This is a genomic window from Nostoc sp., from assembly GCF_036917315.1.
GTDB lineage: Bacteria > Cyanobacteriota > Cyanobacteriia > Cyanobacteriales > Nostocaceae > Nostoc.
Map to the genome: position 1 here is coordinate 84,723 of NZ_JBALDR010000059.1, position 18,215 is coordinate 102,937.

16 protein-coding genes are annotated in these 18,215 nt (G+C 41.6%); 11 read left to right on the plus strand and 5 right to left on the minus strand.

Translation table 11 applies throughout. The features are described 5' to 3' along the window. The first annotated feature begins 6 nt into the window (after nt 1-6). From V7K84_RS28020 to V7K84_RS28035, 4 genes are all read left to right on the plus strand, one after another. Nucleotides 7-1,497: a glutamine synthetase family protein gene (locus V7K84_RS28020; protein ID WP_334842983.1), complete on the plus strand. Its 1,491-nt coding sequence runs from the start codon at nt 7-9 to the stop codon at nt 1,495-1,497. 279 nt (nt 1,498-1,776) lie between these two features. After that, a complete protein-coding gene (locus V7K84_RS28025; RefSeq protein WP_334842985.1) occupies nt 1,777-2,067 on the plus strand; it encodes a microviridin/marinostatin family tricyclic proteinase inhibitor in 291 nt (96 codons plus the stop codon). 182 nt (nt 2,068-2,249) lie between these two features. Further along, nucleotides 2,250-2,717: an MvdC/MvdD family ATP grasp protein gene (locus V7K84_RS28030; protein ID WP_334842988.1), complete on the plus strand. Its 468-nt coding sequence runs from the start codon at nt 2,250-2,252 to the stop codon at nt 2,715-2,717. Between the two features lie 79 nt (nt 2,718-2,796). Continuing rightward, nucleotides 2,797-3,771: an MvdD family ATP-grasp ribosomal peptide maturase gene (locus V7K84_RS28035; RefSeq protein WP_334842990.1), complete on the plus strand. Its 975-nt coding sequence runs from the start codon at nt 2,797-2,799 to the stop codon at nt 3,769-3,771. On the opposite strand, the gene V7K84_RS28040 is transcribed toward V7K84_RS28035, so the two are convergent. From V7K84_RS28040 to iolM, 5 genes are all read right to left on the minus strand, one after another. Further along, entirely contained in the window at nt 3,772-5,007 is a 1,236-nt protein-coding gene (locus V7K84_RS28040; protein WP_334842992.1) for a DUF4336 domain-containing protein, read from the minus strand. It abuts the gene before it with no gap. 156 nt (nt 5,008-5,163) lie between these two features. Then, entirely contained in the window at nt 5,164-6,105 is a 942-nt protein-coding gene (locus V7K84_RS28045) for a sterol desaturase family protein (RefSeq protein ID WP_334842995.1), read from the minus strand. A gap of 62 nt (nt 6,106-6,167) precedes the next feature. Further along, nucleotides 6,168-7,532, minus strand: a complete 1,365-nt coding sequence (gene gntT / locus V7K84_RS28050; protein WP_334842997.1) for a guanitoxin biosynthesis MATE family efflux transporter GntT — start codon at nt 7,530-7,532, stop codon at nt 6,168-6,170. A 191-nt stretch (nt 7,533-7,723) separates the two neighbouring features. Further along, nucleotides 7,724-8,152, minus strand: a complete 429-nt coding sequence (locus tag V7K84_RS28055) for a VOC family protein (RefSeq protein ID WP_334843000.1) — start codon at nt 8,150-8,152, stop codon at nt 7,724-7,726. A 165-nt stretch (nt 8,153-8,317) separates the two neighbouring features. Further along, nucleotides 8,318-9,505, minus strand: a complete 1,188-nt coding sequence (gene iolM / locus V7K84_RS28060; RefSeq protein WP_334843002.1) for a scyllo-inosose 3-dehydrogenase — start codon at nt 9,503-9,505, stop codon at nt 8,318-8,320. Nucleotides 9,506-9,684: 179 nt separating this feature from the next. Between iolM and V7K84_RS28065 the strand changes: the two genes are divergently transcribed. The 7 genes from V7K84_RS28065 (at nt 9,685) to V7K84_RS28095 (ending at nt 18,079) form a co-directional block, all read left to right on the plus strand. Continuing rightward, entirely contained in the window at nt 9,685-9,996 is a 312-nt protein-coding gene (locus V7K84_RS28065; RefSeq protein ID WP_334843005.1) for a hypothetical protein, read from the plus strand. A 23-nt stretch (nt 9,997-10,019) separates the two neighbouring features. Further along, complete coding sequence (locus tag V7K84_RS28070) at nt 10,020-10,235, plus strand: hypothetical protein (RefSeq protein ID WP_334843008.1); 216 nt, start codon at nt 10,020-10,022, stop codon at nt 10,233-10,235. Beyond that, on the plus strand, nt 10,186-10,431 hold the full coding sequence (locus V7K84_RS28075) for a PIN domain-containing protein (RefSeq protein WP_334843010.1): 246 nt from the start codon (nt 10,186-10,188) through the stop codon (nt 10,429-10,431). Before V7K84_RS28070 ends, V7K84_RS28075 begins: the two co-directional genes overlap by 50 nt. Before the next feature lie 196 nt (nt 10,432-10,627). Then, nucleotides 10,628-13,618, plus strand: a complete 2,991-nt coding sequence (locus V7K84_RS28080) for a UPF0182 family protein (RefSeq protein WP_334843013.1) — start codon at nt 10,628-10,630, stop codon at nt 13,616-13,618. Between the two features lie 398 nt (nt 13,619-14,016). Further along, nucleotides 14,017-16,053 carry a bifunctional metallophosphatase/5'-nucleotidase gene (locus V7K84_RS28085; protein WP_334843016.1) on the plus strand — a complete coding sequence of 679 codons (2,037 nt, stop codon included), beginning with the start codon at nt 14,017-14,019 and terminating at the stop codon, nt 16,051-16,053. Nucleotides 16,054-16,057: 4 nt separating this feature from the next. After that, nucleotides 16,058-16,939 carry an isopenicillin N synthase family dioxygenase gene (locus tag V7K84_RS28090; protein WP_334843018.1) on the plus strand — a complete coding sequence of 294 codons (882 nt, stop codon included), beginning with the start codon at nt 16,058-16,060 and terminating at the stop codon, nt 16,937-16,939. Next, entirely contained in the window at nt 16,940-18,079 is a 1,140-nt protein-coding gene (locus V7K84_RS28095; RefSeq protein WP_334843020.1) for an NAD(P)/FAD-dependent oxidoreductase, read from the plus strand. The last annotated feature ends 136 nt before the right edge of the window (nt 18,080-18,215 follow it).

The window sequence follows — 18,215 nt, forward strand, 5'->3', positions numbered from 1 at the left end:
AATCCAATGAAAAGACCTGGATTTATTGAGCGTCATCACCTGTGGACAGAAATCCAAAAAGAAACATCTAAAAAGATCGAGGCTGTTGTCAAAGAACGGGATTTATTGTTGATTCGTACCGCTTGGTCAGACCAGCATGGGATTGTTCGCAGCAAATCGCTCTTACCCCAGACATTTTTCAGCGCTTTAGAAAACGGTATGCAAATCAGCACAGGGACATTCCTGTTTGATACTGGTGGTGCAATAGTATTTAACCCGTTTGTGCCTGGCGGTAGTTTAGATATGCCTTTGATGACAGGTGCGCCAAATCTTGTGGCTGTTCCTGACCCTGATACCTTCAAAATTCTGCCTTGGGCAAAACGTACTGGCTTTATCCTCTGTGACGAGTACTTTCAAAATGGTCAGGCAATGCCCTTTTCCAGTCGCGGTATTTTGCGCCAATCATTGGTAGAGTTACATCAAAGAGGGTTGGAGCATATTGTCGGTTTAGAAGTTGAGTGGTATCTGGCAAAGTTGGAAGATCCGATGTTAGCGATCGCTAATGTTGGTACTTCTGGAAAACCTGGTGAACCTGCCAAAGTTAGCGCTGTAGAGCATAGTTTCCAATATCTTTTAGAATCCCATAATCCAGAAATTCACGACTTACTGCGCGTTTTAGCAGAAAACTTAGTTGAAATGGGATTGCCTTTAAGGAGTGTAGAAAACGAAGGAGGTGTCGGTCAATTTGAATTTACCTTTGACCCGATTCCGGCATTACAAGCTGCGGATACAATGATGATATTCCGAATGGCGACTAAGCAAATCTGCCGTCAACAAGGTTACATAGCATCATTTATGTGTCGTCCAGGATTGCAAGGTTCTTCTTCCAATGGCTGGCATTTGCACCAATCCCTTGTAGACCGAACCACAGGCGAGAACGCTTTCATGTCTGCAAACTCCAAAACCCTAATGTCAGATTTAGGTAAACATTTCGTTGGTGGTCTTCTGAAACACGCCAATCCTGCTTCTGTGTTCACAACGCCGACAATTAACGGCTACAAAAGATTTAGGCCTTATTCTCTAGCTCCCGATCGTGCTGGATGGGGATTGGAGAATCGAGGGGCAATGATTAGATTACAAGGCGGTTTTGATGATCCCACCACCCATATTGAGAACCGAGTTGGAGAACCAGCAGCCAATCCTTATCTGTATATGGCATCGCAATTGATTTCTGGGCTAGATGGTGTAGATCGTAAACTTGACCCTGGCTCCCCAACAGAGTCACCTTACGCTACAGAAAGTCCCACTTTACCCAAAAGTTTGTCAGAGGCGATTTCATATTTGAGCCAAAGCGAACTTTTTTCTCAAAAAATGGGGCAGCAGTTCATCAACTTCATCATTAAGATGAAACAGAGTGAAATTAATCGCTTTTTGCAGTCCGTCGCGGATCGGCTGCCAGAAGACTATTTAAAGCAGGTGACTAGCTGGGAGCAAAGAGAATATTTTGAATTATTTTGAAGTGAATAATTCTTGGAAATGTCGCGCTTTTAAAGATCGCCCCGTACATACTTGCTTAAAAAAAATTATTATATTTTAACTTTATATAAGCATAATTGTACAAAAGTAAATATTTATAAAAGATAAATTAATACTTGTTTTGGTAAGTCAATACCTTCACCAATTTCCGAGGGTGAGTTGATGTATAAACTCTTATTTTGGCAAAGATATTGGTAAGTATTATGTCATATCATATAGGTACAGTATAAATTTAGATTCACTTGTTATAGGAGGAAGGTTGTGTTTGAAAACAAACCAGAAAAGTTGAATTCACAAGCAGTACCATTCTTTGCTCGATTCTTGGAAGGGCAAAGCCTTGAAGACCTTTCTGAGGAAGAATCAAAAGCGATTATCGGTGGATGCAATAATACCATAAACCCGAATAATGATGAAATTGTCCAAACTCAGAAGTATCCATCCGATCAAGAAGATGGCACTACAGTAACCCAGAATCCTGATAATGTCGAGTGGGCTGTTACTCTGAAGTTTCCTTCAGATGCTGATGACAGTTCGCCGTCTTCACCTTCATAGCTGCATACTTTTGACTACACCAGAGATGCGGTTTTAAAACTATTGTCAGTATAAAAATACAGTTAGCTTTGCCAACTTCATCTAGGGGTTGGCTTCTCATTAAAATTAAGTTCACTTTTTTAATATTTTGCTTTCTCAAGAGTTGACAATAGTGAAAATGCCAAAACTAATAAAAATATTTTATGCACCTCGCTCGTGATGTAGTTTTATTAATTACCCATAGTGGTGATTACTTTACAATAGATAGAGTTGCAGAAGCAGTATCAAAACTAGGCGCACAGCCATTTCGTCTTGATACTGATAAGTTTCCGAGCGCACTCCAACTCCAGGTTAATTTAAGTAACTCTGGTAGCAATCATACACTGCAATATAGCGATCGCTCCCTCAACACCGAGCAAGTGCAAGCAGTATGGATGCGGCGTATTTGGCAACCAGAGCAATTACCCGATCGACTAATCCGTTGTTTAGATGCCTTTATGGCTAAGTTTGGACTGATTTTTGGAGCATTTGATTTGATTAAAACCCCATCAGGAGAATATGTTTTTTTAGAAATTAATCCTACAGGAGAGTGGGGAATGCTGGAGAAAGATTTGGACTATCCAATTGCTCTAGCGATCGCATCTGCACTACTTTCAAAAAACCCGAAGTAAAATACTCTTACTTAAAAATTCCCAACCAACTGATAACCCCTATATTTATCTGTAGCGTACTTCATTCCCATATTTGTAAATGACTGTTCTAATCATTACTTACAGCCAAGATAACGAAAGTATTCCTCTAGTTATTCAGGCAATTGAAGCCCAAGGAAAGAAAGCATTTCGTTTTGACACAGACCGATTTCCCACAGAAATGCAGTTAGATATTTACTATGGTAGTACTAAGCGAGTGATTTTAAGTGTCGATGACCAGACATTAGATTTAAATGAAGTGTCAGCAGTTTGGTATCGGCGCATTGCAATTGGCTCAAAAATTCCTAACTCGATGGACAGGCAACTTAGACAAGCCTCACTGAAAGAATCTCGCGTCAGCATTGAGGGAATGATTGCTAGTATCAGGGGGTTTCATCTTGACCCTCTGCCAAATATTCGCCGAGCCGAAAATAAGCAACTGCAATTACAAATAGCAAGAGAGATCGGTCTAGATACGCCTCGCACTTTGACTACAAATAATCCAATAGCAGTAAAGCAATTTGCCCAAGAATGTCAGCAGGGAATGATTACCAAAATGCTCTCTTCCTTCGCTATTTATGATGAACGAGGGCGAGAAAAAGTTGTGTTTACAAATCCAATTTCATCCGAGGATCTAGACAACCTTGATGGCTTACGTTTCTGCCCAATGACATTTCAAGAGAAGATTCCCAAGGCATTGGAATTGCGGACAATTATTGTAGGTAAGCGTGTGCTAACGGCTGCGGTTGATTCTCAAGCTTTGGATAAGGCACGTTACGACTGGCGCAAACAGGGAATCGCCTTAGTCAACGCTTGGGAGTCATACACTTTGCCCGAAGATGTCGAAGAGAAATTGCTCAAACTCATGGCAGAATTTGGTTTAAACTATGGGGCGCTTGATATTATTTTGACTCCTGATGGTCGTCATGTATTCCTTGAAGTTAACCCAGTTGGCGAGTTCTTCTGGCTGGAACGCTGTCCTGGCTTACCGGTTTCCCAGGTGATCGCTAAGATTTTAAGTAATTCAGCTAATTGATTACGACTTCTCTTTAGCTGGCGTTGCAATACCGCGTTTAACTAGACCCGCTTCAAGTTCCTGAATGAATTTTAAGTCTTCCTCCGATAGAAGCTGGCTTTCGCTAGAAGAAAGATTTTTTTCCAGAAAAGCAAATGCTTGCCGGAATTGACGCGGATTTGCTTTAATTAGCGATTCAAAGTGACAGGGAATAATCTGCTGAAAATCCCAACTTGCAACTGTATCAGCCCATTTGAGGACTTGGCTTGGTGCTTGAGGAAGAATCAGGATTTGCAAAATCGGTGCGACAAATGGTCGCCCCTGACCTCGTAGAGCGTCGAATGCCTGCTTCCAGTTTTCTTGCCAGCGAAAAGGAAATAAACCAAAGTACGTTTTTAGCGATCGCTGTGGTGCTTTGAGAGCATCACGAAACATCTGTCCGATTGAAGCAACTTCTAAGGCACTTGGACGGAAGTAAAGCGCAAACAGTGAAATGCGTTGCCATCCCTTGCGGCGGTTGTCTTCATTGTCCTCGATCGTCTCCCAGGCATTGTCTCTGGCATGAAACAGTAAGGGATAAGGATCTAATTGGAGGATTTCTGGTGGGTCAGATGGAACAGAAAGGATAGAATCAGTTACAAGCAGAGTGCGCGATCGCTTGTGAAACACTGCAACTTCTGCAAAAGATCCTCGTCCCAAGTCGATGTCCAATATTGCATAGTCAAACTCCAGAGCGAAGGGAGCAAGGCTTGAGTCCTCTGGGAGTTCTTGAGTTCGTTTTTGGGGAAAGCCTAGCCAACTAAGCGGCAGATTGAACGGAAAACTCCACTGATGCGGGGCAACAAAGACTTGTGCTTGAGGAAAGCGACGAGCAAAGGGGCCAACGAAGACTTTATGCTCCAGACCAGAACTGGTTGGCAGTAAGATGTACTTAACTTCACCGTGCTTTGCTACCAACTCATTAACCAAGCGGACACACTCAGTTGTTGGAGCAACGGGTGCATATACCAGAAGTCCTCCGGCAGAGAGCTTGACGATAGTCATGCGAATCGGCACGATGGTGTAGAGAATGCCGTGAAGCTGATCGAATGTCCAGATAGTGTCCTGAACTATTTCCTGACGAAGTGTCCGCCGCCTGCCGTAGGGGTAGAGTGGGACAGCAGCCCAGAATGGCCATGACCAATCCTTTGGGTTGTTCAAAGGAGACATCCCTCGATCTCGTAGTTCAACTCTCGACTGAGATCCTTGTGAGTTCATCGTCGTTCCATTGTCCTGGCGCGCGCCAGTTATGAGAGTGCTGTAGTGGCTACTAAGATTGATATAGCACGCTTGTTGAGCATTTTGAAGTATTTCGTGACCGTTAGGCTAAATTATCGTTCAAATCACAGATACCCAATTAGACAATTAGGGGCTTCAATGTAATTTTTCAATGTTGTTAAAGGGTGACATGAGTTGTCCCAACACTGACGACGGCAATTGTTCGCTCTCTTGCAGCCCAAACCGCCAGTCGCAACGGTTTCCATACGGCTTCTCAAAGGTTCCAAATAGGATATCCCAAAATGGAAAAAAATCTGCCAGATTGGCATTATATCGACAGTGAACCGTGTGATGCCACCCATGAAAATTGGGGGTAACGATTAGGTAAGCAAACCACGGAAACTTCTCATTTAGACGCGGAAAGTTCAAATTTGAGTGAGCAAGGTAGATATCAAAGATTAAACTACACCCTAGGGTTAATACATAAGCCTCTTTTGTGATGCCGATAAGATATGCAATCCCTAAATAGCAAATGGTATTTCCTATCCTATGGTTAGGGTGCGCTCTTTGAGAGGAAATAACATTGAATTTGGAGATTCCGTGATGGATCTTGTGAAAACGCCAAAGAAATATAAAAGAATGGTCTAATCGATGAAACCAATATCTTTGGAAGTCTATCAATACTAAAAATACTACCACTTGAAGCCAAAGCGGAACCCCTATAGTGACAAGTCCCCAGTTTCCTGTTCCTAACGGAAAATCTCTGAGTAAATGCCCGAACGCGAGTGCTACAACAACTATTGTTGAGAGGTCAGCACAAGCATTAATGCCCAATGTTTCTAATATTTCTTTTGTAGACCAATTGTACCAACTCTGAGACCACGGTGCTTCTATCAATAAAATGAGAAGCATTATGCACGGCATCAGCCAGTTATACAAAATTACTGTTCTTCCAAAGAACAATGCAATTCCTACTATCGCCAAACACAAATAAACTCGCTTCCACTTTGGGGCAACCCAGCCCGCAAATAAGGCTAAACCAAGTAATGCACAGTCCAAGAAAATATTAGTTATAGTTTCGATAGATAAGCTGAACATTAATATTTACTCTTATTTTTGTGGTTGCACGATGAATTTGCCTTAGCTGCTTTCGTGAAATTTTATGAAGCTTGAGTCTTTTGAGCAGGAACAATATCTTCTGTCGCTAGTTTCAAGGTTCTAGGGATCTGAATTCCCTGCACTGCAACTCTAGTCACCATGAATAAAGACATCGCCAACCACAATAGATGGACACTCTGTAACTTCCAAGCCAGGGCTGCTGTCGGAATAAACCCTAACCCAGTTGCAATAAAAGCCGCATTTCGGAGTATTAATGCTTCTGCCAAACCAAAGAAATAAGCCTCAATTGAGACGACGAAGGCATACAGCGCCAGTACGCTCATTAGCCAGGGAATGTAGCGATCGCTCTGGGTGGTTATTTCCGTATGATTTGTGAGTAGCCCAAATACCGTCTGAGGAAACAGGATGCAGACAAGGGACATGGTAATTGCAAACATCAGAGTCACGCCTACAGAAACGCCAAGTAGTGGCACTATCCGCCTCTGCTCGTTTGTGCCATGAAAGTTGCCTGTCAAAGTTTCTGTTGCATAAGACAAGCCATTGAGTATTTGAATTCCTAGCGTCATCAACTCAAGCAGCAAGACATTTTCCGCAAAGGCGATTCTTCCCATCCCAGCAAACATATTGGTAAAAGCCCAAAAGGTAAACCCAACTGCCAGTGTCCGCACAAAAAGCTCCCGACTCAAGGCAAAAGTCTCATTCCAGGCAGATTTGTCCCAAAGCTGAGGCGCGACGGCACGGATCTCTTGCCACTGGATTTCACTCTTGGCCCAAATTAGTCCAAACACCATCATGAGAAATTGGCTCAAAGCTTGTGCCAAGCCTGCTCCCACACTGTCCCAACCCGCTCGCAAAATCATCTGGTAACTTAAGACGATGTTAAGGACGTTACCAAAAGCCGACAAGACCAACACTTTCTGGCTCTGTTCGCGCCCCATCAACCAGCCGAACAGCACCATATTCACCAGAACCGCAGGTACACCCCAAATCCGCATGTTGAAGTAGTCCACTCCAGCCGCTTTCACCTCTGGAGCATTGTTCAAGACAATAAACCCCAACTCTCGCAGTGGGTATTGTAGGAGCAAAACAGCAAATCCCAAGCTGAGGGCAATTAAAACATTCCGTAAGCCTAGCAGTAGTACTTCCTCGCGATCGTTCCTTCCAGTCGCCTGGGCAGTTGTGCCAGTCACAGAGAGACGCAAAAAATTGAATGTTCGATAGAAGTAATTAAACAGAACTGTCCCCAGTGCAACGCCAGCTAAATGACGAATGTCTTGCAAGTGTCCTAAAAAGGAAACACTAACCATTCCAGACAACGGCACCATTAAATTCGAGAGCATATTCGCGATCGCTAATCTGAAATAGCGAGGAATCCATCGGTCTTGCAAGTCCTTATTATCTAACATTTGGAATTAGTTAGCTGATGCGATTGGATATTTAGCTAATTCGTAATTTGTTATTTTCGGTGAAACACCACACTAAATTGTAAAATTGGTGATTTTGAATTAGTTGTAAATAAATCTCTTACTACTTTGATCGCGAATTACGTTAGCGAGGTAGGAACGTTATTACAACTTACGAATTATTTTAACCCCTGTCAAACTCGTTCTTCTATTTGCGTATAATCATAATACCCAAAGATTGCTTCCGGGTGACGATAATGTTTAAACTCTATCAAGTTATAGAAAGGATCTTCTAAAAAAAAGGTGTCATGCTCTATAAAAGAATCAGCAAAACGGAGTTCAGGTTTTTGTCTAAAAGTGAGCTTTTGTTGCTCTGCCCTTGAAAGTACTTCTTCCCAATCACTTTTTAAGCTAAAGACAATTCCGCAATGTCTGGGGTATATAGGTTGAGGTACAAGGGTTTCTTTAGTCAAGAAAGCAACAAATTGATGTCCGTGGAGATTAAGAATTAAAAGTTGACGGTTTTCTCGACCAGGAATACAACCCAAACCATCGACATAGTATGTTTTTGCCAGAGCAAGGTCTGTCACAGGAAAGGTAAGATGAAATAAAGTTTTGTTCATTGCTAAAGACTACTTTCAAAAATTTCAGGTAAAGTAATTAATCGCTTGTTTTAAACTCCTAATAGTATGCTGAAGTAGCCAACAAGATTAGAGGTGTAAATGCATTACTGATATTAATACCGCAGGCAATAATTATGCTAAACAAGTAACTATTTTCTGATTATCTTATACAGAGTGCATATTAATTAGTATTTTTCCATCTTTTCTGGAACGCGAAGACTCGAAAACATTTAAGATGTCTCTCAAGGGGAAAGATGAAGTTATAAGTTTTTCAATTCCACAAAGTTTTCCTTTGTGAATCATGGTGATTACGTTATTAAATATGCCATACCCAGAATGTCCGCGAGAACCTACTATTGTATGTGCCCCACTTACAAGACTATTCAAATCTATAAATGCTTCTGACTCTGCCCTACCTAAATAAATAATTTTTCCTCTTTTGGCAATATTTATTTCCATCATTGGGATGGTATATTTAGCTGCTCCTGCGGCTTCAACTTGGATATCGGCTCCCCAACCTCCTGTAATTTCTTGAACCATTTCCGAAAAATCATTTTTGGAGGCTATATTGTAAGCGTAATCAGCTCCCATTGATTTAGCAATATTGAGTCTTTCTTCAATAGAATCAACTGCTATTACTATTGCTGCACCTGCTGCTTTAAGTAACATCACAGCACCTAGTCCAATTGCTCCTACACCATAGACTATGGCAAATGCACCAGGTAAGAAACCATTTCCCGATATAAAGATACCGTTATAAGCACAACCGATAGGTTCTATTAAAGTACCTATTTTACAAACCTCTTCAAAGGAATATCTTTCTTGTAAGTGATTAAGTTTCCAACAATATTTTGCTTTAAGAGTTATATATTCAGCGAAGCCACCATCTACTGTTAATCCCAACAGTTCTACATTTTCACACTGATTCGGCATTCCTGTGCGGCAAGGAGTACAGTGTCCACACCATAAAATGCTTTCTGTAGTTATAATATCACCCTGGCAAAATCCTTTAACTTCTTGACCAACTTCGACTATTTCACCTGAAAGCTCATGTCCTAAAACAATGGGTAACTTGGTAGGGCCAGAAAATAGAATATACCCTTCTTTATCTGTCTCATAAACGTGAATATCTGACCCACAGACACCGCAATATTTAACCCTTACTAGAAGCTCATCATGCCTAAGAACAGGGAAGCTTTTATCAACAATCTTAAATTGTGGATCTTTCCAAGCAAGGCTCCCTATAACACCTGAATTTTTGTTAAGGTTTTGCTTCTTGGGTGTCCATGTAGCTTCAGCTAGTAACGCTTTCATTAAATAATTTCCAATTACTTGTAATGAATGATTTTTCACAGAGGGATTTCTCACCCCACTCCCGCGATGCCTGCAAGCGGATTGTCTTAGTAAAACACTCGAGCAGAATACTATGGCAGTAGTTTGTGAAGTGGCAAGATATATGTGTTGATTGTGACAAATTGCTATGTGAAATTCCTGAAGTATGATTTGAATATGCATATACTCTAAGTTTTTCAATGAAAATACAAGGACAGTTAAGACAGTTAAGACAGTTAAACAAAAAGTTATTAAATCTTTACAAGAAACTGTTGATCGATCGCCGTTTCAACTACTGGCATATTGCAATACTCGTTCTCACTCCCAATGCCAAGCCATCTTTTGGTTATGGGATTCATTTTTGTTTGGGCGCTATGCTTGCTCGTAAGGAAATGCAGATCGCATATCAGCGTTTGCTGCTACGGTTGAAGGATATTCGCTTGGCACAAGAAGGATACCAATATTTACCGAACTTACTCATGAACCACCAGTTCGGTAATAAATACTACTAAAATTTCGATAGGAGGTAAAAACAATGCTACGAACCATTGAAGGAATTTATAAAAACGGCAAAATCGAACTAGCTGAACAACCACAAGGTATTACTGAAAGCAAAGTCTTTGTTACTTTCTTAGAAACAAAACCCATGACTTGGCCAGAAACTATTATGCAATATCAAGGTGTTGTAGAAAGTATTATTTTTGAGTCCTACCGAGACGAACTGCTACCACCTAACGAAATCGAGTTTTAATGGTTATTTACTCGATACCTGCGTCATTAGTGATTTTGTCAAGGGAGAAAAAAATACTCTCAAGTTATTAAAGTCTACTACTCCCACAGATATTTTTATTTCCTCCTTAACAGTAATGGAGGTTAAGTATGGATTAGCAATCAATCCTCAATGTGCCTTAAAAATCCAATTATTGATTGAAGCATTGTTAGGTTAGATTACAATTTTACCTTTTAGTGTGGAAGAAGCAGAACGAACTGCCAAAATTAGAAGTATTTTGAAAACAGCGGGTACTCCTATCGGTTCTTATGATGTATCGATCGCAGCAACATGTAATATCTAATGTTCGAGAATTTCAAAGAGTAAACGGCTTGCAAATAGAGAATTGGCGTTCTTCTTAAATTACATATTCAATGTATCGGAAATGGGGCTTTAGGCTATTAATCGGATTTTTCGGGCTGTGGCTACTTCTGGATCTGGGTTCCCGTCTGGGAGCAGAAATTTTTTGGTTTCGGGAAGTCGGCTATCTCCAAGTATTTTTGTTAAGGCTGCTGACTCGTGGTATTTTGTGGGTAGTCGTGGCTGGAATAACTGCTGCCTATCTATTGCTAAACCTGGCTTTAGCACAACGGCTAAAATATCCCCAATCTGTAAAGATTGAGTCAGCAGAACTCAACAGTGAATTAACAAATTTTCTCAGTCCTAATTATCTAAGACGCAACGAAACCCGGATACTTGCGCCACAAAGCTTTCAAGCATTAAAATTGCCCTGGTTATTACCCTTAACTCTGATATTGAGCTTGTTGATTGGGTTAATGCTGGCTCACTATGGTCAAATTGCTCTTTTCTACTGGCATTCTCCAGTCAATCAGGCTATTCTACCCATTCCCGCCCTATTTCGACCGGAGACAATCTGGCAACTTTTGAGGCAGATTGTCTCTCAAGTCTGGTATCTCGGTTTAATTGGCGGAGTAGCGATCGCAATTTTAATCTATCCGCAATTTTTACTTACTGCGATCGCAATTCTCTCCAGTCCCATTTTTGCCTTCATCATATTCCGACACTGGCCAAAGGTGCTGCAATATTTGCACCCTACCCTTTTCAACAGCACTGAGCCTTTATTTGATCGAGATATTAGCTTTTACGTATTTTCCTTACCCTTTTGGGAACTGCTAGAACTCTGGCTGATGGGATTATGTTTGTATGGCTTTGTCGCCGTTTCTCTCACTTATCTCTTATCGGCGGATAGTTTGAGTCAGGGAATTTTCCCTGGTTTCTCGCCCCAGCAGCAGCGTCATTTATTCGGTATGGGTGGCTTGTTGATGCTGGTAGTAGCTTTTAGTTATTGGTTGAGTCGCTATGAACTGGTGTATTCTACCCGTGGAGTAAGTTATGGTGCCAGCTATACTGATGTGACAGCCCAGTTGCCAGCTTACACCGTCTTGTGCATCGTGGCAGTAGCGATCGCCTTTTATCTCCTTTGGCGAACGTTGATCTGGAAACCGAAATCTCGGTATCGTCGCTTTGTCTTTTACGGGTTAGGAGTTTATCTAGTATTAGTTGTAGCTGCTGATGTTGTTTTACCTACTGTGGTGCAATATTTAATTGTCCAACCTAATGAGTTGCAACGAGAGCAACCCTACATTCAGCGGACAATTGCCTTAACTCGTCAAGCATTCGATTTAGAGGCGATCGATGTTAGAATCTTCAACCCGCAAGGAACACTGACTGAAGCTGATATTCAAAAGAACGACTCGACAATTCGCAATATTCGCCTATGGGATCAGCGACCACTGTTAGAAACTAACCGTCAGCTGCAACAAATTCGACCGTATTATCGGTTTCCCGATGCCGATATCGATCGATATACTCTGAAAACAGATGCAACTTCACGCCGACCCTCTCAAAAGCTACCAGAACCTAAGCAGGAAGCAGTTGAATCAACAGAACGGCGGCAGGTACTGATTGCCGCACGAGAATTAGACTACACTGGCGTACCACAGGAAGCTCAAACATGGGTTAACCGCCATTTAATTTATACCCACGGTTTTGGGTTTACTGTTAGCCCAGTTAATACAGTTGGGGCGGGTGGTCTACCAGAATATTTTGTCAAAGATATTAGTGGTGATAGTAGCGCTCTGACAACTTCCAGTAAAGCCATTCGTGAAAGTATTCCGATTGGGCAACCACGAATTTATTACGGTGAAATCGCCAATGCCTATGTAATGACTGGCACAAGAGTTAGAGAGTTAGACTATCCTAGCGGTAGTGACAACGTTTACAACTCTTACGATGGTCTGGGTGGTGTTGAAATTGGTTCAGGATGGCGACGCTGGCTATTTGCCACGTATTTGAAAGATTGGCAGATGGTGCTGACGCGAGACTTTTTGCCAGAGACAAGGGTGCTACTGCGGCGAAATGTCAAGGAAAGAATTCAAGCGATCGCGCCTTTTCTAAAATTTGACAGCGACCCCTATTTAGTTGCTGCTGGTGCTGCTAATCAAGATTTCCCCAGTAATCCCAGTTATCTCTACTGGATTGTTGATGCCTACACGACGAGCGATCGCTATCCCTACTCAGACACTGGTAGCGATGGTATCAACTACATTCGTAACTCGATCAAGGTAGTGATTGATGCTTACAACGGCAGCGTTAATTTTTATATTGCCGATCGGAGCGACCCGATTATTGCCACTTGGTCAGCGATATTTCCCAATATGTTCAAACCGCTCAGTACAATGCCAGTCAATCTCCGCAGTCATACCCGATATCCGGTGGACTTTTTCAAAATTCAATCTGAGCGGTTGATGACCTACCACATGACCGACCCCCAAGTATTTTACAACCGGGAAGACCAGTGGCAGATTCCTAATGAAATTTATGGCAGTGAACCCCGTCCGGTAGAGCCGTATTATTTGATTACTAGTTTACCCACCGTAGACTTTGAAGAATTTCTGCTGTTTTTACCCTATACTCCCAGACAGCGGACTAATTTAATCGCTTGGTTAGCGGCGCGATCGGATGGCAAAAACTACGGTAGGCTGGTGCTATATGTCTTTCCTAAAGAACGCCTGATTTACGGAACAGAGCAAATCGAGGCGCGGATTAACCAAGACCCAGTAATTTCTCAGCAAATTTCCTTATGGAATCGCCAGGGTTCGAGAGCGATTCAAGGCAATCTACTAGTAATTCCCATTGAGCAATCGCTGCTGTATGTCGAGCCAATCTATCTAGAAGCCACACAGAATAGTCTGCCAACCTTGGTACGAGTAGTAGTTGCCTACGAAAACCGGATTGTCATGGCACAAACCTTAGAACAAGCATTGCAGGGAATCTTTAAACCAGAAGTTACACCAGCGCCGGCGATTATCCGTCCCTTTGAAGAAGCAGTCCCACCAGGTTAAGCGATTTTAAAACTAAAAAGTTAGATAAGTATCAACATAAAATGAGTTAAAAAAAGCGCTTTTTTTTAACTCTATGTTCCCTATTTTATTTCAGTTTTTTCATCTGAAAATTTTCCTTTCAAAATTGCAGTGACTTTTTTACATACCCCCATACTCCTTTTCCCAAGCTGCACATAAGATTCAAATTACCGTGTAATAACCTGATAATCAAGGGGTAATACAAAACATCCTACTTTTCCTACTTTTCCTACCTTTTTATCTATAATCTTTTCCTATACATGGGCAATTTCCAATCAGATATGAAGATGAATATTAAAATTAACTGATGAAATATTTCTTATGGGATATTGATAACACACTAAAAATTTATTCACCACTGATGAGCTAGAAAATTTATTATGTCTTTTTTAGATTGGAAAAGTCGATTTTTCAGTAAGTTTAATCGCCGAGATTTCAGGACTAGCCAGTTAAGTTCGCTGATTATATCTAGCATATTTTTATTTTTAGGAACTACTGGTGGTGTCGTGCAAGTTAAAACAGCACAGAAGTCAGGGTTCACACTACAACTTTTACATACTTCCGACCAAGAAGCAGGTGTCCCAGCGCTGAAAGATGCACCGAACTTTTCGGCGGTGTTGAATGCACTGAAAAATCAGGATGTTAATCGTGATGGCAAACCCGATTATCCTAATACCTTAATCCTTTCATCTGGAGATGCTTATATTCCCAGTCCTTTCTTATTTGCCAGTGACACAGCTTTTGGTGGTCAGGGACGAGGAGATATTTTAATTTTAAATGCTCTTGGGTTTGATGCGATCGCCTTTGGCAATCATGAATTTGATTTAGGTACGGATGTTGTTGCCGACTTACTCCGTGCTAAAGAAGATTACCCAGGTACAAAATTTCCCTATCTCAGCGCGAATCTAGACTTCACCACTGATAAACATTTGGCAAAATTAGTTACTGCTGATGGACAAGAGGCAAGTAAAATTCCCAATAAAATTGCCCGTAGCACCATAATTACCGTCAACGGTGAAAAAATTGCTGTAGTTGGGGCGACAACTCCCACACTGCGGACTATTTCTTCTCCCGGTGGTGTGACTGTGTTGCCTAAAAAATTTAATAACCGCGATGCCGCAGATATCGCTGCTTTGGCTGCTGAAATTCAAACTTCTGTTGATACGCTGCTGACAAAAAACCCAGAGATTAATAAAGTAATTCTATTGACACACATGCAGCAAATTGCCATTGAGCAAAAGCTAGCACAATTACTTAAGGGAGTAGATATTATTGTTGCTGGCGGTTCCAATACCTTACTAGCCGACAAAACAGACCGTCTGCGCGTGGGTGATAAATCTGCTGGAGCTTATCCAATTATCAAAAAAGCCGCAGATGGAAATCCGATAGCGGTAGTTAATACCGATGGAAACTATCGCTATGTTGGTCGTCTAGTAGTTAACTTTGATGCCAAGGGAGTGATTATTCCTAAAAGTATTGACCCTAAAATCAGCGGTGCTTATGCCACTGATTCCCAAGGGGTAGTAGCTGTAGGTGGGAAACCCGATGCCAAAATTGTTGCCATTACAGAAGCACTCAAAAAAGTGATTATTGCCCAAGATGGTCAGATTTTTGGGAAAACCAATGTTTTCCTCAACGGCTGGCGGGGTGATGTCCGCACCCAAGAAACCAATTTCGGGAATTTGACAGCTGAAGCTAATTTAGCGATCGCTAAACGATACGATCCTAAAACTGTTATTTCTATTAAAAATGGTGGTGGTATCCGTGAAAATATTGGTATATATACCTTTCCCCCAGGTTCGACTCGCTCACAGGATGTTATCAAACTGCCACCCCAAGCAAATCCTGTAGCAGGTAAGAAAGAAAAGGAAATTTCCCAACTTGATATCGCCAATGCTTTACGGTTCAACAATGGTTTGACTTTAGTTACTTTGAATGCTAAGGAACTAATAGCAGTAATTGAACACAGTGTAGCAGCGATCGCACCCGGTGCTACCCCTGGCAGTTTTCCCCAAGTAGCGGGATTAGCCTTTAGCTTTGACCCAGATTTGCCAGCAGGTAAGCGTGTTAAATCCCTGGCTATCAAAGATGGAAAAGGCAAAATTATTGATGTAGTGGTGAAAAATGCAGAGTTAGTGGGTGACTCTAATCGCATCTTCCGCGCTGTCACCTTAAACTTCCTAGCAAATGGTGGTGATGGTTATCCTTTTCCCAAAACTGAACGGGTTGATTTGACATCAAAAAATGCTAAACGTACAGGTTCAGCCACATTTGCTGCTGATGGTTCTGAACAAGATGCATTAGCAGAATATCTGGCTGCTAACTTTAAGCAGATTCCATTTGCTCAGGAAGATGTACCACCTACCGAAGATACTCGCATTCAAAATCTGAAGCTGCGTAAAGATGTGGTATTTTGAATCAATGGTCAGAATTCCAGTAATTGATTTCACTAATTTTACTAAGGGCAACGCAATAACTCGGCAAGCTGTCATCAAACAAATCTATGAAGCTTGTCATGAAATTGGCTTCATGTACTTGCAAAATTCGGGAATATCAAAAGACCTGATTGAGGAAGTATTCACTCACAGCAAATCTTTTTTCAATTTACCTTTAGAAGTTAAGCAAAAGCAAGCTTGGAGTGATGAATTTAGTAATATGGGTTACGTTGGGATTGAGAGAGAACGTCTTGACCCCAATCAACCAGGCGACTTAAAAGAGGCATTTAATGTCAACAAAGAAGCGGTAGGGATAAATGTTTCTCTTGTCACCTTTTATGATAATTGTACAGAACTTGCTAATACGATATTACAAGCTTATGCATTGGCGTTGGAATTGCCAGAAGATTTTTTTACTATAAGACATAATCAACAAAATCATACCTTACGGCTATTACACTATCCGCCATTGCAGACACCACCGAAACCCGGACAGGTGCGTGCTGGCGAGCATTCCGATTATGGCAGTATTACCTTACTTTTCCAAGATGACATTGGCGGGTTAGAAGTACAGACAGTATCTGGAGAGTGGATTGTCGCGCCTGCAATTCCTGATACTGTAATAGTCAATACTGGCGATTTAATGCAACGGTGGACAAATCATCGATTTTGCTCAACTAAGCATCGAGTGATGATTCCCACTGATAAAAGAGTGAACCAGTCGCGGTATTCTATGGCTTTTTTCTGTCATCCTAATGATGATACAGAAATTGCTTGTTTGGAGAGTTGCCAGAAAGAACAATCGCCTATCTATCCCCCTATCCTGGCGGGAGAATATCTTTTACAACGTTTACAAGCAACATATTAGATGAAAACCTACGACTGGATTGTGGTTGGTGGCGGAATTACAGGTGCTGCACTCGCTTATGAACTGGCTAAAAGTGGGTTTTCTGTACTTTTGTTGGAGCAACATAGCAGACCGCAGAATGCAACTCGCTATAGTTATGGTGGGCTTGCCTATTGGTCTGGTACTACACCACTAACTCGGTTATTGTGCGAAGAAGCGATCGCACGTTACCATATCTTATCTCAAGAGTTAGACGCTGATATCCAATTTCGGGAATTAGATTTATTACTGACTATTTCTGCCCATAGCGACCCAGAAACAACTGCGGCATCATATAATGATTGTGCCATTCCACCCCATTTACTCAGTATTCAAGAAGCTTGTGAGTTGGAACCGCAGCTAAATCGAGAGGCAATATCTGGTGCTTTAACTGTCAAACACGGTCATATTCACCCAGAAAAAACAGCACAAGCTTACATCCAAGCTTTTGAGCGGGCTGGGGGTGAAATGCAGATTACCCAAGTATTGCAAGTATTGCAAGATGGGGTACAAACCACCACTGCAACTTTCCACAGCGCTAACGTTGTCGTTTGTGCGGGTGGACTCAGCCGCCAACTTCTCAAATCTGCTGGTGTTTCCATCAAGCTGTATTTCACCCACGCAGAAATCATTGAAACCCCAGCCGTTGATATCAGCTTACGCACCTTAGTTATGCCAGCGAATCAGCAACGGTTTCAACTAGAAGCTGAATCTACTCAAGTTGATGAATTATGGGATGAACTTGGTAATGATTTAGTACCAGCGATTTTAGATGTGGGTGCAATTCAGTTTCAAGATGGTAGTATTCGCATTGGGCAGATTAGCCGTGCGATCGCAGATCCTCATGCCGAGGTAAACTCAGATGTAAGCGAAAAATGGTTGCGAAAAGGTGTTGGTCAAATTTTACCAGCATTGGAGCATTTACCAGGGACTTGGTATCAGTGCTTAGTGGCATTTAGTAGCAATCAACTTCCCTTAATTGGTGCTATCCCAGGATTTGAAAGCGTTCATGTTTTCTCTGGATTTAGTAATCCCCTAGTACTTATACCACCTTTGGCAAAGCGCTTTGCTAATTTTGCAACTGGCCAGGAAGATGAAATTATTACACAAATGCTAATCTAAAAGCCCCGCAGTGAAAAACCCAAATATTACTGATGCTGGCAAATTAAGCGCTGCACTGATTTTAATTCAATCTCAAACTTGGTTAATTGACAATAGTGCATCTTGTCTGTCTAAATAAACAATTAGAGTTCGCCTA